Source organism: Rhodococcus sp. 077-4, from assembly GCF_047782425.1.
In the GTDB taxonomy this organism is placed as follows: domain Bacteria; phylum Actinomycetota; class Actinomycetes; order Mycobacteriales; family Mycobacteriaceae; genus Rhodococcoides.
Map to the genome: position 1 here is coordinate 160,116 of NZ_JAJPWC010000003.1, position 16,294 is coordinate 176,409.

A 16,294-nucleotide genomic window follows, 5' to 3' on the forward strand; every position below is an offset into this window, starting at 1 on the left:
TTCGTCACACCTTGGTGGAAGCGGCCACCGTGTCGAGGGTCGGGAGTCGGTGACCGTCCGCCGGTGGCACCAGGGTGATACGTAAGTTGTTGTGGCGCAGAAGGTACACGGCAGCGAAAAGTCCCGTCGCCAGCGAGATGACGCCGCCGAACACGAGCGGTGCGCGCGGATCGAGAGCGTCGGCGAGCCAACCGAGAACCGGGCTACCCAGCGGTGTGCCGCCCAGGAAGCACAGCATGTAGATGCCCATCACGCGTCCGCGCATGTCGGACGGCACCGACATCTGCAGAATGTTCATCGCCGACGTCGTGAAGGTCAGCGTCAAAGCACCCGTGGGTACCAACAGGATTGCCACCAGAACGTAGTTGGGCATCAATCCCACGATCAGCTCGAACAGCCCGAACGCGATGACGGCACCGACGAACAGCCGCAGGCGCGGCGCGCTCGTCCGCCGCGCAGCCAGCGTCGCTCCCGCCAGCGTGCCGACGGCCAGAGTGGTCGACAGCAGACCGTAGGCATCGGCTCCGCTACCGAAGGTGTTGCGCGCCAACACCGACAGACTGAGCGGGAAGTTGAGTCCGAACGTCGAGACCACGACGACCGTTGCGAGCAGCACGCGTAGATCACCGCGCCCCCAGACGTACCGAAAGCCCTCTCGCACCTGTCCTTTGGCCCTCGGTGCCGGCTCGACACGGAAGAGCTGACCGACATTCATCGCCACGAGGGCACCGAACACCGCCGCGAAGGACACGGCATTGATGAGAAACACCCAGCCGGTGCCGACCAGGGTGATGAGAACTCCGGACACCGCAGGCCCGACGATGCGCGCCAGGTTGAACGTCATGGAGTTCAACGCGATCGCATTGGCGAGGGCGTCCTTTCCGACCATCTCGATGGTGAAGGATTGCCGCACCGGCGCGTCGATAGCGGACGAGCAACCGAGGATGAAGGCAATGACGTAGACGTGCCACAGCTCGACCATTCCCCCGACGTCGAGGACACCGAGCACCAGACCGCAGACCGCAGCGAAGACCTGGGTGATCATGAGGAGCTTGCGCTTGTCGTACCGGTCTGCCAGTACTCCGCCCCAGACCGAGAGAAACAGCGTCGGCCCGAATTGCAGGGCCATGACGATGCCGACGGCGAAGCCGTTGCCGCCGGACAGCGTCAGAACGAGCCAGTCCTGGGCAACCCGCTGCATCCAGGTGCCGACCAGCGAGACGATCTGCCCCGAAGCCCACAGTCGGTAGTTGTGAGTCTTCAGGGCAGCGAACATCGACGAGCCGGACGTTCGGGAAGCAGGGGCCACCGTTCAGATAATAAACCTAGGTAACTACTCGGAGTCGCTCACCAGTGCACCGATGATGTTCACGGCATCACGGAGAATATCGAGCTGCTCGGGTGTGAGACCCGCGAGCTGCGCGGTCATCCACGCCTCACGCGCGCTGGCCTCGTCGGCGATCAGCTCACGACCGGCCGGCGAGAGCGAGACGATCACTTGTCGTCCGTCGGTGGGATGCGGCGTGCGCACCACCAGCCCGAGTTCGGCCAAAGAGGCGATCACCCGCGTCATCGACGGCGGCTGCACTCTTTCTCGTGCCGCCAACGCACCGGGTGTCATGTCGCCCTCCCGGCTCAGCGTGGCCAAAGCCGACAGCTGCGTCAGTGACACTTGCGAGTCCACTCGCCTACCCCGAAGGTGGCGGGTCAGCCGCACCACCGCAAGCGACAGATCGCTTGCCAATTCCCGATTGTCTTTCACACTGTTTCCCGACGTCACAGCGCAGAGGATACGCCTTGGTACCGACCACGCGTCATGTAACCGCCTCCGTGATGGGTCCGACAGCGAAATATGCAACGAACAACAACGCGACGATCCACAACAGGGGATGCACCGACTTCGCCCGTCCGGAACCGACAGCGAGTACGACCCAGGTGATGAAACCGACGCCGATCCCGTTGGCGATGGAGTACGTGAAGGGCATCACCACGATGGTCAGGAACGCAGGCAGCGCGTAGTCGAAGCGTCGGAAGTCGATGTCGAGTACCTGCCCGATCATCAGTGCACCCACCACGACCAGCGCCGGAGCAGCAGCTTCGATCGGAACCACCGCCGTGAGCGGAGTGAAGAACATGGCCAGCAGGAAGAGCAATCCGGTGACGACGTTGGCCAGGCCGGTGCGGGCACCCTCGGCGATGCCGGACGCCGATTCCACGAACACGGTGTTCGACGACGCCGACGCACCGCCTCCCGCGATCGCCCCTGCTCCCTCGACGACCAGCGCCTTGCCGATGTTCGGAAGTTTTCCGTCCTTGTCCAGATTCGCTTCCTTACCCAGACCTGTCATCGTGCCCATCGCGTCGAAGAAGTTGGCGAGTACGAGCGTGAACACCAGCAGACTCGCAGCCAGCACACCGATGCGGGTGAACGCTCCGAAGAGATCGACATTGCCCACCAGCGACAGGTCAGGAGACTGAACCAACTCGGTCGGCAGCTGCGGAACCGACAGATTCCAGCCCTTGGGGTCGACACCGTTGGATGGACCCACGTCGGTGACGGCCTCGACGATCGCCGCCAGAATTGTCGTGACCACGATGCCGATCAGCAGACCGCCGCGCACCTTGCGCACCACCAGCACACCCATCAGCAACAACCCGAACACGAAGATCACCGTCGGCCACGACGCGATGGACCCGTCGATGCCGAGCCCGACGGGAACCGTCGTGCCTGCGGCGTCTGGGATGCGCCGCACGAACCCGGAGTCGACCAGTCCGATGAATGCGATGAACGCTCCGATTCCGGCCGCGATCGCGGCCTTGAGCTCGGCCGGGATCGCATTGAACACCGCCGTGCGGAATCCGGTCACCGCCAACAACACGATGATGATGCCGTCGATCACCACCAGGCCCATCGCCTCGGGCCACGTCACCTGCGGGGCAATGGTCACGGCGAGCAGGGTGTTGATGCCGAGTCCTGCCGCGATCCCGAAGGGGTAGTTGGCGATGATGCCGAACGCGATGCTCATGAACCCGGCCACCAGCGCTGTGACGGCGGCAACCTGGGCGACCGGCAGGATGTTGCCGAGCACGTCGGTTTTGGCCGCAGCATCATCGGCAGAGAAGCTGCCCAGGATCAGGGGGTTGAGTACGACGATGTAGGCCATCGCCACGAACGTGACCACGCCTCCCCGTACCTCGGATCCGACGGTCGAGCCACGTTCGGTGATCTTGAAGTAGTTGTCGAGTAACCGCGACGACAAAGGCATGAGCGAACGATAAAGCACACCGAAGCACTTGGGTAACTCCAGTGGCACCCCGGACAGGTTCGGTGGCGTAGCTTGAATTTCGTGGCCGACCTCCCCCAGATTCCGCGCAGCCTCACCGATCCGGTGCCGGTGTTGGCGATGGGCATCCTCGGCTGGATCGTCGCACTGGTCGTGTTGACCGCCACCGGAGACCCCAGCGGCGACGCGCTCGCGACGTGCTGGTGCGGAGTCGCGGTGGGTGCCGTAGGGTTCGGGATCTTCCTGATGCAGAGAGCGGCGTCACGTCGCGGGAGCAAAACCGCCCAGCGCGGGCTCGATTGAGACCAGCATCACGTTAGCGCGATCACCATAGGGCCCCTGACGTGGGCAAACTAACCTCTCAGCCGGTTGAGTAACACAAAGTTAACGTGGACCATGGGTTATGTCAGTCAAACAACCTTTTGATCCACGAAAGCCAGGCCATGAAGCTCGTCTCTCAGTACCGCAACCGTCGCAACCACGTCCGCTCGCTCCGCGCCCTTTACGCACGCGCCAACGCTGTCTCCAGCCCGGCCATGCGCGACGAGCTGCTCGTCATCGCCCAGCGCTCGGACTTCTCCCGCTGATCGCTTTTTCGGCACAGATCCAAGCCAGCCCCCACAGGGCACCGAACACCCAGCCGGCCAGTACGTCCGTGGTCCAATGCGCACCCAGGTAGATCCGAGAGAATCCGATCAGCAGGGCCGCGACCACCGGTAGTACAAGCAGCACCGGCCGATGCAGCCACGGATGCGGCGATCGCACCATCACCGCGATCGCCACCGTGGCAAGCAACATCGACATCATCGCGTGGCCCGACGGAAACGAATGGCTCGAAATCTCCACCAGCCGTTCGGGAATCGGCGGACGCTCCCGCGCGAACGCAAATTTCAGCGCATTCATCACGCCCCACCCGGTCAGCATCGACCCCGCGATCACGAGGGCATCGACCCTCCTCCCGACGCGGAGCAACGCAACGACGGCAACCGCGGACAACAGGAACATCGACACCGTGTTGCCCACCGTCGTGACGATCCAGAACACCGCGGTGAGCCAGTCGACGCGATGCTCGACCATCCAGTCCAGGATCACACTGTCAAACCCCACGCGGCCGCACCCAGCTCTCCTCGCAATGGACGACTCCATCTGCGGTCACCCACCACGGGACTGCTCGATCTCCGCTCACGTCACCGGTCAGCCGCACCATCAACTCGCGATGGACCACCACGCCTCCGGTCGGAAGCGCCGATCCAAGCGCGGCGCAGGCCAGCACGGCTCCCGGTTCGCGATCCCAGGAGCTGACGCGACCGACTCCGAGCACCTCTCCGCTGATCGCCTCGGACGCCGGCCTGATGTCGAGAACGTCGGCGAGCGCTGCGGCCGTGGCGATGTCCGACAGCACGGCAACGTCCAGCGGTACGACACTCGCCAGCCACGGGGCATCGATCACGAGCGCCTCCGATGCATCGACAACTGCGCCGCCGAGCGTGCGGACGCGATCCGGCGGCTCGATGTCCGAGAGGTCGACGCGTCGCTCGGCTACTGCGGTAGCGATGAGCGTGTGGGTACGCGCGATCACCGCGGGGGTCGGATTCCGCCGAGGATCCGACAGTGCCCGCAGCAGTACGCCGGCGGCATCGGCGCTCTCGCAGATCGATGCGCTGAGCACCGCCTGCAGCTCGTCGGCACGCGGGTGATCGAGTGGATCGAGCACACCGGCAAACGTCTCGTCGGACGGGGCGCGGAACGCAACAGGACGCGAACCATGCACTCGCGCATGGCGTCTCAACCACCACGCGGTGTACCCGTCACGATCGGTCAGCGCGGCGTGCGTACTCGAATCGTCGAGCAGAACGGTCAGCGCCTCGGGCCAGGCATCGGCTCGTACGAGGTCGAGATCCCTCACAGCGAGCAGAGTCTCCGGCTCGGCGGACAGGCTCGACCACCACGCCGACTCGTCGTCGAGATCGTGATCCGGCCCGGTCGGCAGTTCGTCGCGCACCACCGAGAACCCCCACCCGGCGCCCACCGCCCTCAGCGCCCGCTCACCGAACCTCGCCACCACCGCAGGCGCGAGAACACCGAACGGCGAATCCCGCACCAGCAGATCGGCCAACGGCGCTGCGGGAAGCAACAATTCGTCGGCGCTGCGCAATTCGCCCTCGTCGTCCTCTAGCGGCAAGCCACCGAGCCAACCCGGTAGCTCGTCCGCCTCCCCCGCCAGCGTCAGTACCGCAGAGACCAGACCGTCGACCGCCTCGTCGTCGTCCCAATCGAGATCGTCCAGCGCAGCCTCGAGCGCCGGATCGGTGAGCAATTGAGTCGCAGTCGCCTCGCGAGCGCCCAACCGTGTCAGCAGGGGACTCACCGCATCCGGATGCACCAACCGGACCCAGGTCACCGCAGCCGACGCGTCGGAGCCGATCACCGTCGTCCGTGGCCCCGTCACCGTACGGCCGTCGGCGAGCGGAACAGGCAGAGCCGCAAGCTCTTCCGCAGCCACACCGTCGACCACCAGCGGTGCCAACGCGTCGAACAGACGCCGCCACCAACTCGGCTCGCGATCGAGCCCACCGACCATCTCCGCCAGCCTTGCCAATCCGATCCGATGCACACCCACTGCCGCGAGCGCCGACGCATGCCGCGCACCCGACAGCGACGCGTCGGCCAGATCGGGTACGACGCCTACCAGTACCGAGGCGAGTTCCTCGGTGGCGTCCGCCACAACGTTCGCCCGCTCGGGCACGAGGTCGCGTCCGTCGGCACCGGGAAGCCACGGCGCACAGGACAATCGACGAAATATCAGCTCTCGTAGCTCGCCGTCCACCGCACTGCGCGCGAACCCGACCTCGGGCACGAACGACACCCTGGACTCCACAGGTAGCGAGGCCACGAAATCGGCATAGCCGTGCGCCACCGCGTCCAACGAGACCCCCGGCAGCACGCGTCGCCGGTCGGGTTGCATCGGTACATCGGCAATGACCAATGCGGGCAACGACAACAGCTCGTCCGAGCGAGTCGGAGCACGCAACACATCGGGCGACGCGGGAACGGGCGCACCGTCGACGACCGGGGCGAGCCACCGCGCAGCCGGGGTGGTGAACTGTCGCCACGTTCGCGAGCCGATGGCGATCTCGGCACCGATATCGAGTTCTGTTCTGATGCACTCGATTACGGTGCCGTCGATTTCGATGGAGTTCAATGCGTCCAGTTCGAGCAACAGGTCGACGGCCTCGTCGGCGAAACCGGCCGCGAATGATTGCGCCGCCACATCGGGTCGCAACGTCAACACGATCTCGGTATCGAACCCGGCAGCGGGCGCAGTGGACGTCGGCCACGCCAACCGCAGCACCGGCACCCCCGATTCGGGTGCGGACATGCCGTTCTCGCGCAATGCATCCACAGTTCGCTGGGCACCGAAGACCACACCACCGTCACGCGAGCGCACCTCGATCTCGTCGGACACCGATCGCACGGCGGTGAAACCGACACCGAATTGCCCCACCCCGGCATCTGCGGCCTTTTTGCCGGACGCCCTCAGCGCGGTCAGTGCATGCACTCCGGAAACATCCAGTGCTGCACCGGTATTGGCGAAATGCACTGCGCCGGCATCATCCGTCCACACCGCCAGCCGACCGGGAACACCCGCGCGGGCAGCGGCATCGGCAGCGTTCTGAGCGAGCTCGGTCAGCAAACGATCGCGATATCCGCCTCGCACCAGATCGGACTCGGACGCCGAATCCTCACGAAGCCGAGTGGGCGAGGAACCCCACGCCGCGAGAATCGACTCCCGCAGCGAACCGGTACCGAACGGATCGATCAGCTCGGAGATGCCGAATCCTCGTGCTGCGCAGCATCATCGGTAGCGCTCGCCGCATCGTCGGTAGCAGGCGCATCGTCGGTAGCAGGCGCATCGTCGGCAACGGGCGCATCGTCGGCAACGGGCGCATCGGCGATCGCCGGTGCATCCTCGTCGACTACGACGACCTCGGGGGCCGTCGCGACCTCGGGGGCGGACGATTCCTGCGGGGCAACCTCGTCCGGCACTGAGGCCTCGTCCACTGCCGCTTCCAACACTGTCGCTTCCAACACTGCCTCGTCCGGAGCAGTCGCCTCGGGTGCTTCAGCGATCTCCACCGGCGGGGTCGGCGATGCGGTGACGTCGAGTGCAGCGTCGTCGTACGGCTCGAACTGCGGTGATCCTGCTCCGGTGGGGAGTTCGGTGTCGGAGTGCGCTCCGCAGCCGTACCCGGCGTGCACCACGCGACCGTCGGCGGCGAATTCGTTGCCGCACACCCCGAATGCGGCGGACAGCGACCCGGCGATAGGCAGGTAGAAACCACACAGCCCGCAGGTCGACGGCGCGGCCTTGGCCATCTCGGTATCCGGGCCGAAATCGCCGTCGTGCCAACGCTGAGCGGCGTCCAGGCGTCCTTCGAGGCTGGTGACCTTGGTTCGGCCCAAACCGATCTCACCGGCGACCTCGTCGATGGCGGGGTCACCGGACTCGACGTATCCCGGCACGAGTCGCGGATCGTCCTGACGCGGAGACAACAGATCTCCCGGTCCCAGATCGCCGGGTCGGATGCGCTCGTCCCACGGAACCCAGGACGGCGCAACGAGAGCATCGGGGCCCGGCAGCAGAACCAACTCACTGACCGTGGCGTGATCCGCGTCGTCGGGAGCGGCGACAACAACAGCCCACTGCCATCCGCGGTACCCCTCGAGATCGCTCGCGAACCGGTGGGTGGCCGCGCTGGCGTCCTCGACGGTGACGCCGAGGTACTCGCCGACTCCCCCCTCTCCCAGGTCGAGCAGAGCCGCTCGCGCGAGGTCCACGGCATCGGCCAAGACGGGGCGGATGGAATCGAGCTCTGGAGAAGATACGAAACTCACACATTCAGTTTGCCGCATCGACTCGGTGACGCCCAGTTCGGGCTGCCATCATGGATGCAATGACCGCCCGCGCTCGCACCTTCGCTGCCCTCCTGACATCGGCTCTGGCGGTCGCCGCCTGCTCGTGCACGTCGGGATCGAGCACCCCAATCCCGGCCACCTCCGATTCGGTCCCGACGCTGACGACCGAGATCGTGCGTGAATACGACCGCGGTGACGACGCCTTCACCCAGGGATTCGAGATCGACGGCGACGTGCTCTACGAGGGCACCGGGCTCGAAGGTTCGTCGTTCGTTCGGCGCACATCGCTGGGGAGCATGACCGAACTCGAACGCGTGGATCTGCCGTCCGACCTGTTCGGCGAAGGCATCACCGTCGACGGCGACACGCTGTGGCAGATCACCTGGCAGAACGGGGTAGCAATCGCCCGCGACCGAGACACCCTCGCCGAGCAGCGTCGAGTGAACTACGACGGCGAAGGCTGGGGACTGTGCTCGCAAGCGCCCGATGACCGCCTCGTCATGAGCGACGGCTCGTCCACCCTCACCTTCCGCGACCCCACATCGTTCGACGCGCAGGGCACCGTGGACGTCACGCTCGACGGCAATCCCGTGGAGCGACTCAACGAGCTCGAATGCGCCGACGACGGATCGGTGTACGCCAACGTGTGGCAAACCTTCGACATCATGAGGATCGCCCCCGAAACCGGCAACGTCACAGCGGTCATCGACGGCACGCCGCTCTGGGATTCGATGCCTGCCTCCGAACGCAGCGGAGCCGACGTGTTCAACGGCATCGCACAGATACCCGGAACCGACCGATTCCTGGTGACCGGCAAATACTGGCCCAAAATCTTCGAGGTGCGATTCACCGATACCGCGCCCGTAGGACAGAATTGACACGTGACCGATCCCCGTCTTCCCCGCACACCACCGGGTCCGGACGACTCCCAGCCGAACGACCCGAACGGTCACCCCGCAGGCTCCGCTCCTGCACCCACGGGTCACTCCGCAGGCTCCGCTCCTGACAGCCTGGAGCACCCCGGCCTGGCGAATTACCCGCCCGCTGCCCCCGTCGGGTCCGCGCATGTTCCCAGTCGGCGTCAGCCGCTGCCTCCGTTGCACCCGGCGCGCACCGAGCAGCTCACTTCCGCGCGCAGCAAGGCCGGTGCCCGCAAGCCACCGCCGATGCCGAAGAAGCTGACCGTCACCCGCGTCGCCGCCATGCGCGGACGCGAACTGACCGGCAAGGGAATCGCATCGTTTCAGCGCGCCGCCAAAGCCGACGGTGCCGACAAGTCCGGCCTGACGGCCCTCACGTACGCGACCATGGCGAACTTCGCGTCCGATGCTGCGCTGGCGATCGCCTTGGCCAACACACTCTTCTTCTCCGCCGCCACCGGCGAGGACAAGACCAAAGTCGCGCTGTATCTCGTCATCACCATCGCCCCGTTCGCGTTGATCGCCCCGCTGATCGGACCGTTGCTGGACCGGCTGCAGCACGGCCGACGTATCGCGCTTGCCACGTCGTTCGGGTTACGCACCGTGCTGGCGATGGTTCTGGTGTTCAACTTCGACAGCTGGGTGTTGTATCCGGCCGCGCTCGGCATGCTCGTCCTCAGCAAATCCTTCGCGGTCCTCAAGAGTGCGGTGACTCCACGCGTACTACCGCCGGAAATCGACCTCGTTCGTGTCAACTCCCGTCTGACGGTGTTCGGTCTGCTCGGCGGCACCATCGCGGCAGGCGCGGTCGCCGGCGGTATCGCGTTCTTCGCGGGCTCGCCGGGAGCGCTGTGGTTCGTCGCCGCGATCACCGTGTTCGGTGCCTACCTGAGCATGCGCATTCCGTCGTGGGTGGAGATCACCGAGGGCGAGGTGCCCGCAACCCTGAGCTACCACGCCGATCAGCACCACTCCGATCGGCACGGTGGCAACGACTACCCGGGCAACGGCGCACCGACGGAGAATCTCAGGCGGACGCCACCGCCGAGCGAAACCACCAAGAACCGCAGACAGCCGTTGGGCCGGGCGGTGATCGTCGGATTGTGGGGCAACGGCACCATCCGAATTCTCACCGGATTCCTGACGCTGTACATCGCCTTCGTTGCCAAATCCCGCACCGAACACGAGCCTCTTCAACAGGCCGCGATGCTCGGACTCGTCGGAGCCGCGGCCGGTCTCGGCAACTTCTCGGGCAACGCACTCGGTGCCAGGATCAAGCTCGGCCGACCATCGCTCGTGGTCCTGCGCTGCACCGTCGCCGTCACGGTGGTCGCCGCCGTGGCCGCGGTCACCGACAGCCTGCTGACCGCAGCCGTGGCCGCGCTCGTCGCGTCGAGCGCCAGCGCGCTCGCCAAGGTCTCCCTCGACGCGTCCCTGCAGGCCGATCTACCGCCGGAATCGATCGCGTCGGGCTTCGGCCGATCGGAAACCGTCATGCAGCTGTGCTGGGTCCTCGGCGGCACGCTCGGCGTCCTGCTGCCCACCGAATACTGGCTCGGTTTCACCGTGGTGTCGGTGTTGCTTACGATCGGCCTCGTGCAGACATTCCTCACCCACCGCGGCAGATCGCTCCTGCCCGGCTTCGGCGGCAACCGCCCCGACCACGTCGGACAAGAAGTGTCCGACGGCTCCTTCGGCGAAAACGTGACCAAGTGAATCTCGCTCCCCGCACCAAGAAGATCGCCGCGATTCTCGCCGCAGGTCTGCTCGTCATCGCCGTCGCGTTCGTCGCGGTACTGGCCATCCTCGTCGGCAATGCGCCGGACAAGGAGCCGACCGTGACCGCGTACACCAACGGCCGAGCCGTCGAGGTGGAGCCGTACTTGTACTGCGCCGTCAGCGATCCACTGTGCACCAATGTGGGCGAGACGACCGAACTACCGGTCGGCAAGTCCCGAACGGTGCAGCTCTCGCTACCCGAGGCCGTCTATTCGGCACCGTGGGTACTGGCCCTCGTCTACGGCGACGACAGCGGAAACGTGGTCGAGACCGGCGAATTCAACGAGCCCGGAACTCGATTCGGTGTGACGGTGCCGACGACGGACGACAGCAACCGCACTCTGCTGGGAATCGAAGTGCGCTTGCCCACCGGCATCATCGACACCGACACCAATCAGGAGGGCTTCGTCAGCCACGCCATCTGGTCGATCGGAACGCGTCCGTAGTTTCGACGCCGAGGTCAGCTGTCGAGTTCGCGAGCGACGGCCCGGACAACCTCGGAGATGCGCTGCGCGATCTTGCGGTCCGGGTACTTGCCCTTGCGGAGCTCGGGCTGCACGGTCGCTTCGAGCAACGTGATCATGTCCTCGACCATCCCGTGCAGCTCGTCGGGGGTGTGCTTGCGTTCGACGGGCTCGCGGCGAGTGCTGCCGGTGTTCTGACGCACCGACGGAGCCGGCTCGAGCACCTTCAAACTCAGCGCCTGCGGTCCACGACGGCCCGCTGCCATACCGAATTCGACGCGCTGACCGGCTTTGAGGCCCTCGACGCCCTCGGGCAACGCGGACGAACGCACGTACACGTCCTCGCCTTCCTCCTGAGAGAGGAATCCGAATCCCTTGTCGACGTCGTACCACTTCACCTTGCCGGTCGGCACTGATCTCACCCGTTCATCTGTTGCTGTTGTCGATTGCTTGTTCGCGAGCCCGGCGTCGGGCCTGCGGTATGCACGAATATCGCGCCCCACGAGAACGTAGGACGCGAATACGTCAGTCTAGCGCGGCGAGCCCGGTCGAAGCATTCGAGTTGTTCCCCACACCGCACTCCTCACAGCACCGCGCTTCGCACTACCGTGGTGCACGTGGACACACCGACCCGTCGGAGCAGCACCGTTCTGCTGCGCATCGCACTGGCCCTGTTCGCGATCGGCCTCGTCGCCGTCGTCGCGATCCTCATGTTTCCCGTCTTTTCCGACGCGAAGCCTCCACTCGAGCTGTACCTGACGGCCATGTTCGCCGCGCCGGCCGGCTTCGTATTGGCGATCGTGTACGCGCTGGCGTCCGGACGACGGGCGCGTTGACCGTGCGACTGATCCTGAACGTCATCTGGCTGGTCTTCGGCGGACTGTGGCTGGCCCTCGGCTACTTCTTTGCCGGGCTTCTGCTGTGCATTCTCATCGTCACCATCCCGTTCGGCATCGCGTCGTTCCGTATCGGCGTCTACGCGCTGTGGCCGTTCGGGTCGACGATCGTCGACAAGCCGGGGGCTGGATCGGGCGCACTGATCGGGAACGTGCTCTGGCTGATCCTCGCCGGTTGGTGGCTGGCACTGACCCACGTGGTCACGGCGTTCGCAATGGCAATCACCATCATCGGCATCCCGCTCGCAATCGCGAACCTGAAGATGATTCCCGTGTCGTTGATGCCCCTCGGCAAAGACATCGTGGCCATTCGGTGATGCTCGGAACCGGTCGCAGCTCATGTGACTTCCATCACATCACGCTTCGATAACGGGAAGGCAACGGACAGGGGTTCAATGCCTCGCACGCCCACTAGCTGGGCAGACTCGCGAGACCCGAATGAGGTACAAAATGTGCTCTCGGCGACGCCCCGAAATCGACAGTTACCAAATAGTGACGTAAGGCGGGAATTTCAGTACGGTCAGCAGCGGCCGGAAAGTTCGGCCGAATTCCGGCCCGCAGCGCCAAACCTCGTCCCGCGGAAACCGGAACACCCTCGACGATCACCCAGGGGACGAGGACGGGGGACCCACGTCCTCCACGGACAACCGGGAAGTTGTAGCGACTCACGAAGCCGCCCCCACTTCCCTTGGGGTGAAGCCCAATTGCCCACTCGCAGGAGTGAGCGAAAGGGCCGGGCTACCTCTCAGCCCGAACCCGACAGCTGACCTCGCAGGCGCGTGTGGAGAGGATTTCAACTCGTATGAGCGGACGTCATCGTAAGCCGAGCACCACAGGCAAGACCGTCGCCAAGGTCGCCGTCACCGGAGCCATCATGGGCACCGCAGGCATCGCCTTCACCGGCACCGCGAACGCGGCGCCGGATTCCGACTGGGATCGCCTGGCACAGTGCGAAGCCGGCGGCAACTGGGGCATCAACACCGGCAACGGCTTCCAGGGCGGGTTGCAGTTCTCCCCCAGCACCTGGAACGCGCACGGCGGCCAGCAGTACGCGGCCACGGCCAACCAGGCCAGCCGCGAAGAGCAGATCGCAGTCGCAGAGAAGGTCCTCGACTCGCAGGGCTGGGGCGCATGGCCCTCCTGCTCCTCGAGCCTCGGCCTGAGCAGCGCACCGACCGAGCGCAGCGTGCCGGTCACGCCCAAGGCACCGGCTGCTCCCTCGCTCCCCGATCTCACGTCGATCCCGTCGGTGGACACCTCCGCCGAGGTCGTCAACGGCATCGTCACCGCCGTCCAGAACATCACCAACGACCCGCAGATCGCTTCGTTCGTGCAGAACGCGGCCCAGGGCATCCAGCTCGATCCGCAGGTCGTCAACTTCTACCAGGCCAACAAGGCGTTCCTGCCCCAGTAGAGGCGCTTCTCATACGAGAAAAGCCCCCGACATCGTTTCGATGTCGGGGGCTTTCTCGTGCTCGAAGGCCGTAGCTAGCGATTGACCACGGTCACCGGGTGGGCGTAGGGCAGGTCTTCGACGGGCAGCGGGAACTCGGTGTCTTCGCCGAAGGGCGACAAGCCACCCGATCGAGCGGACGAGAGTTCGGTCACCGCATGGTCACCGCGAGCGGTTTCCGGCCAGCCTGGATCGACATAGGGCTTCTTCGACTTGTTCACCATGCGCCCATTTTGACACCTGCCCTGCGGCAAGCACCAGCCCAGGTCTCTAATCTGATAGACGATGACCGACACGACTGCGTCCCGACACACCGACACGCCCCCGGATCTGCCCGCGTGGATCGCATCTCGCACCGATGCCGAGCTGATCAGGGCCATGTCGCTGCGTCCGGATCTGACCGCGCCGCCGCCCGCCTCGCTGGCAGTGCTGGCGGGCAGGGCCGAGCAGCGCCGGTCGATTCTGCACACTGCAGACACCCTGGACACCCTCGCTCTGACGGTGCTCGAGATCCTCGCCATCGAGGAGGCATACGAGCGGCCCGTCACCCGCGCAGCACTACTTGCCGTCATCGCCAAGCGCGCACCGGCCAAAAGCGTCGACAAGGCACTGGCCCAGCTGCGCGAACGGTTGCTGGTGTGGGGCGACGCAGCCGGGTTCCGGATCGGTGCAGCCGCGGCGGACGCCGTGCCGTGGCGAATCGGCCGCGCGCTCGACCCCACCGACAATCTCACCGAATCACACATCACCGCAGCGCTCGCCGAACTCGGCGACGGCGAACGCAGCCTCCTCGACACCCTCGCGAGATCGTCGCCGACCGGCCGTACCAGGGACGCCGCACCCGGCACCCCCTCTGATCGGCCCGTCCAGAAGCTGCTCGCCGCGGGACTACTGATCTGGTTGGACGAGCAGACCGTCGAGCTTCCCGTCCAGGTGGGGCAAATTCTGCGCGGCGAGCCGATGTCCGACCCGCGCTCGCTCGCCGAGCCCAAGCTCGCCACCAGCACCTATTCACTCACCGATGTCGATGCCGCAGCCGCAGGCGAGGCGCTCGAACTGGGCCGGCACTGCGTCGCAGTGATCGAGGCACTGTCCGCTTCACCCGCCCCGGCCCTCAAAGCAGGCGGCCTGGGCGTGCGCGAGCTCCGCAAGATCACCAAGGCAACCGGCCTCGACGACGATCGAGTGAGCATCCTCGTCGAGCTGCTGGCCGCAGCCCATCTCATCTCGAGCGGCACACCCGACCCGGTTCCCGCATCCGACAACGGCGACGACTACTGGGCACCCACACCGGCCGTCGACGCCTGGCTCACCGCCGCCCCGGCTGCTCGCTGGCACACCCTCGCCTCCGCCTGGCTCGAAGTGCCGCGGGCACCGTGGGTCATCGGGATGCGTGACCCCAACGACAAACCCATCGCTGCACTGTCCGAGGAAGTCCGCTCCCCGGCCGCACCGCGAGACCGACGCATGATCCTCGAACTGCTCGCCGAGCTCGGCAGCGGACACGCTGCACAGCCCGCCGACCTCGCCCGCACCCTGGCGTGGCGTCGGCCTCGGTGGTCCGGACGCTTCGGTGTCACTCCCGTCGGGCATGTCGTCGCCGAAGCGACGGCGCTCGGCATCATCGCCCGGGGGGCGATGTCGACCCCGGGTCGCTCACTGCTGCACGACGGCAACGCCGAGGCCGACATGCGCGCGGCCCTGCCCGAGCCCATCGACTACGTCCTGGTGCAAGCCGACCTCACACTGGTGGCACCCGGCCCGCTCGAGCCGGAACTACAGGACCGAATCGAACTGGTCGCCGATGTGGAATCCGCCGGCGCGGCCACGATGTACCGCATCAGCGACACGAGCCTGCGCCGCGCCCTCGACGTCGGATTGTCCGCGTCGGAACTGCACGCGTTGTTCGCCACCCATTCGAGAACACCGGTCCCGCAGGCCTTGACCTACCTGATCGACGACGTGGCGCGTCGACACGGCCGGTTGCGAGCGGGCGTCGCCGCATCGTTCGTCCGCTGCGAGGATCCGGCGTTGCTGGCCGAGGTCATGGCGTCCCCCGCAGCCGAATCGTTGGCGCTCCGCGCTTTGGCCCCGACCGTCGCGATCTCGCAGGCCCCCCTCGCCGAGGTGCTCTCGGTCCTGGCCGGAGCGGGCTTCGCGCCTGCAGGTGAGGACTCGTCCGGCACCATCGTCGATCTGCGTGCCCGCGGATCGCGAGTATCGGCGAGGCGACCGCGCCAGGCGTTCCGTACTCCTGCCGTCCCCACCGAAGAGCAGCTGGGTTCGTTGGTGCGCGGGATGCGCGCTGCCGACCGAGCGGCGGGCAACGGCGGCGCGGTGGTGCGCGCCGATGGATCTCGGGCCAGCAGCACCGCGACGATGACGCTGTTGCAGACCGCGGCGAAGGTCAAACGGAGCGTGAGCATCGGCTACGTCGACGCCCAAGGTGTCGCGACTCACCGCATCGTCGATCCGATCAGCATCGGCGGCGGTCAACTCGACGCGTTCGACCCCGCCACCGGCGGTGTGCGGCGCTTCACTCTGCATCGCATCACCTCGGTCGCTCTGGTCGAGTAGACCG

At 66.0% G+C, this 16,294-nt stretch carries 17 protein-coding genes and 1 riboswitch; of the genes, 9 read left to right on the forward strand and 8 right to left on the reverse strand.

Annotated elements, in window-relative coordinates:
* Window positions 1-4: 4 nt before the first annotated feature.
* The 3 genes from ACNEOT_RS17050 to ACNEOT_RS17060 are packed head-to-tail and all read right to left on the reverse strand — an operon-like array spanning window position 5 to window position 3,266.
* A complete protein-coding gene (locus ACNEOT_RS17050; protein ID WP_415976336.1) occupies window positions 5-1,276 on the reverse strand; it encodes an MFS transporter in 1,272 nt (423 codons plus the stop codon).
* 57 nt (window positions 1,277-1,333) lie between these two features.
* Window positions 1,334-1,762, reverse strand: coding sequence for a MarR family winged helix-turn-helix transcriptional regulator (locus ACNEOT_RS17055; protein WP_415976337.1), 429 nt, complete (start codon window positions 1,760-1,762; stop codon window positions 1,334-1,336).
* Window positions 1,763-1,814: 52 nt separating this feature from the next.
* On the reverse strand, window positions 1,815-3,266 hold the full coding sequence (locus tag ACNEOT_RS17060) for an NCS2 family permease (protein WP_415975433.1): 1,452 nt from the start codon (window positions 3,264-3,266) through the stop codon (window positions 1,815-1,817).
* An 81-nt stretch (window positions 3,267-3,347) separates the two neighbouring features.
* On the opposite strand from ACNEOT_RS17060, the gene ACNEOT_RS17065 reads away from it, so the two are divergent.
* Window positions 3,348-3,587, forward strand: coding sequence for a DUF2530 domain-containing protein (locus ACNEOT_RS17065; protein WP_415975434.1), 240 nt, complete (start codon window positions 3,348-3,350; stop codon window positions 3,585-3,587).
* Between the two features lie 140 nt (window positions 3,588-3,727).
* Window positions 3,728-3,871 carry a hypothetical protein gene (locus ACNEOT_RS17070; protein ID WP_155289340.1) on the forward strand — a complete coding sequence of 48 codons (144 nt, stop codon included), beginning with the start codon at window positions 3,728-3,730 and terminating at the stop codon, window positions 3,869-3,871.
* Here ACNEOT_RS17070 and ACNEOT_RS17075 read toward each other — a convergent pair.
* The 3 genes from ACNEOT_RS17075 to ACNEOT_RS17085 are packed head-to-tail and all read right to left on the reverse strand — an operon-like array spanning window position 3,840 to window position 8,198.
* A complete protein-coding gene (locus ACNEOT_RS17075) occupies window positions 3,840-4,391 on the reverse strand; it encodes a phosphatase PAP2 family protein (protein WP_415975436.1) in 552 nt (183 codons plus the stop codon). The two genes, ACNEOT_RS17070 and ACNEOT_RS17075, sit on opposite strands and share 32 nt — an antisense overlap.
* Window positions 4,381-7,107, reverse strand: coding sequence for a sacsin N-terminal ATP-binding-like domain-containing protein (locus ACNEOT_RS17080; protein ID WP_415976338.1), 2,727 nt, complete (start codon window positions 7,105-7,107; stop codon window positions 4,381-4,383). Before ACNEOT_RS17080 ends, ACNEOT_RS17075 begins: the two co-directional genes overlap by 11 nt.
* Window positions 7,104-8,198, reverse strand: coding sequence for a DUF3027 domain-containing protein (locus ACNEOT_RS17085; protein WP_415975438.1), 1,095 nt, complete (start codon window positions 8,196-8,198; stop codon window positions 7,104-7,106). The genes ACNEOT_RS17080 and ACNEOT_RS17085 overlap by 4 nt, the downstream gene beginning before the upstream one ends.
* Window positions 8,199-8,239: 41 nt before the next feature.
* On the opposite strand from ACNEOT_RS17085, the gene ACNEOT_RS17090 reads away from it, so the two are divergent.
* The 3 genes from ACNEOT_RS17090 (at window position 8,240) to ACNEOT_RS17100 (ending at window position 11,346) form a co-directional block, all read left to right on the forward strand.
* Window positions 8,240-9,079: a glutaminyl-peptide cyclotransferase gene (locus ACNEOT_RS17090; RefSeq protein WP_415975440.1), complete on the forward strand. Its 840-nt coding sequence runs from the start codon at window positions 8,240-8,242 to the stop codon at window positions 9,077-9,079.
* 132 nt (window positions 9,080-9,211) lie between these two features.
* Window positions 9,212-10,837, forward strand: a complete 1,626-nt coding sequence (locus tag ACNEOT_RS17095) for an MFS transporter (protein ID WP_415976339.1) — start codon at window positions 9,212-9,214, stop codon at window positions 10,835-10,837.
* Window positions 10,834-11,346 (forward strand): DUF2771 domain-containing protein, encoded by a 513-nt coding sequence (locus tag ACNEOT_RS17100; RefSeq protein WP_415975441.1) that lies wholly within the window; start codon window positions 10,834-10,836, stop codon window positions 11,344-11,346. Before ACNEOT_RS17095 ends, ACNEOT_RS17100 begins: the two co-directional genes overlap by 4 nt.
* 14 nt (window positions 11,347-11,360) lie before the next feature.
* On the opposite strand, the gene ACNEOT_RS17105 is transcribed toward ACNEOT_RS17100, so the two are convergent.
* Complete coding sequence (locus ACNEOT_RS17105) at window positions 11,361-11,777, reverse strand: cold-shock protein (RefSeq protein ID WP_008719325.1); 417 nt, start codon at window positions 11,775-11,777, stop codon at window positions 11,361-11,363.
* Window positions 11,778-11,981: 204 nt separating this feature from the next.
* Here ACNEOT_RS17105 and ACNEOT_RS17110 point away from each other — a divergent pair, with 204 nt between their 5' ends.
* From ACNEOT_RS17110 to ACNEOT_RS17120, 3 genes are all read left to right on the forward strand, one after another.
* A complete protein-coding gene (locus ACNEOT_RS17110) occupies window positions 11,982-12,200 on the forward strand; it encodes a hypothetical protein (RefSeq protein WP_415975442.1) in 219 nt (72 codons plus the stop codon).
* A 2-nt stretch (window positions 12,201-12,202) separates the two neighbouring features.
* Window positions 12,203-12,577 (forward strand): YccF domain-containing protein, encoded by a 375-nt coding sequence (locus ACNEOT_RS17115; RefSeq protein ID WP_415976340.1) that lies wholly within the window; start codon window positions 12,203-12,205, stop codon window positions 12,575-12,577.
* Between the two features lie 269 nt (window positions 12,578-12,846).
* Window positions 12,847-13,054: riboswitch (cyclic di-AMP (ydaO/yuaA leader) on the forward strand.
* Window positions 13,055-13,062: 8 nt separating this feature from the next.
* Complete coding sequence (locus tag ACNEOT_RS17120; RefSeq protein ID WP_415975444.1) at window positions 13,063-13,674, forward strand: transglycosylase family protein; 612 nt, start codon at window positions 13,063-13,065, stop codon at window positions 13,672-13,674.
* A 74-nt stretch (window positions 13,675-13,748) separates the two neighbouring features.
* Here the strand turns inward: ACNEOT_RS17120 and ACNEOT_RS17125 are convergent, their stop codons facing one another.
* Window positions 13,749-13,937 carry a hypothetical protein gene (locus ACNEOT_RS17125; protein ID WP_008719333.1) on the reverse strand — a complete coding sequence of 63 codons (189 nt, stop codon included), beginning with the start codon at window positions 13,935-13,937 and terminating at the stop codon, window positions 13,749-13,751.
* Window positions 13,938-13,998: 61 nt separating this feature from the next.
* Here ACNEOT_RS17125 and ACNEOT_RS17130 point away from each other — a divergent pair, with 61 nt between their 5' ends.
* A complete protein-coding gene (locus ACNEOT_RS17130; protein ID WP_415975446.1) occupies window positions 13,999-16,290 on the forward strand; it encodes a helicase-associated domain-containing protein in 2,292 nt (763 codons plus the stop codon).
* Window positions 16,291-16,294: the final 4 nt, after the last annotated feature.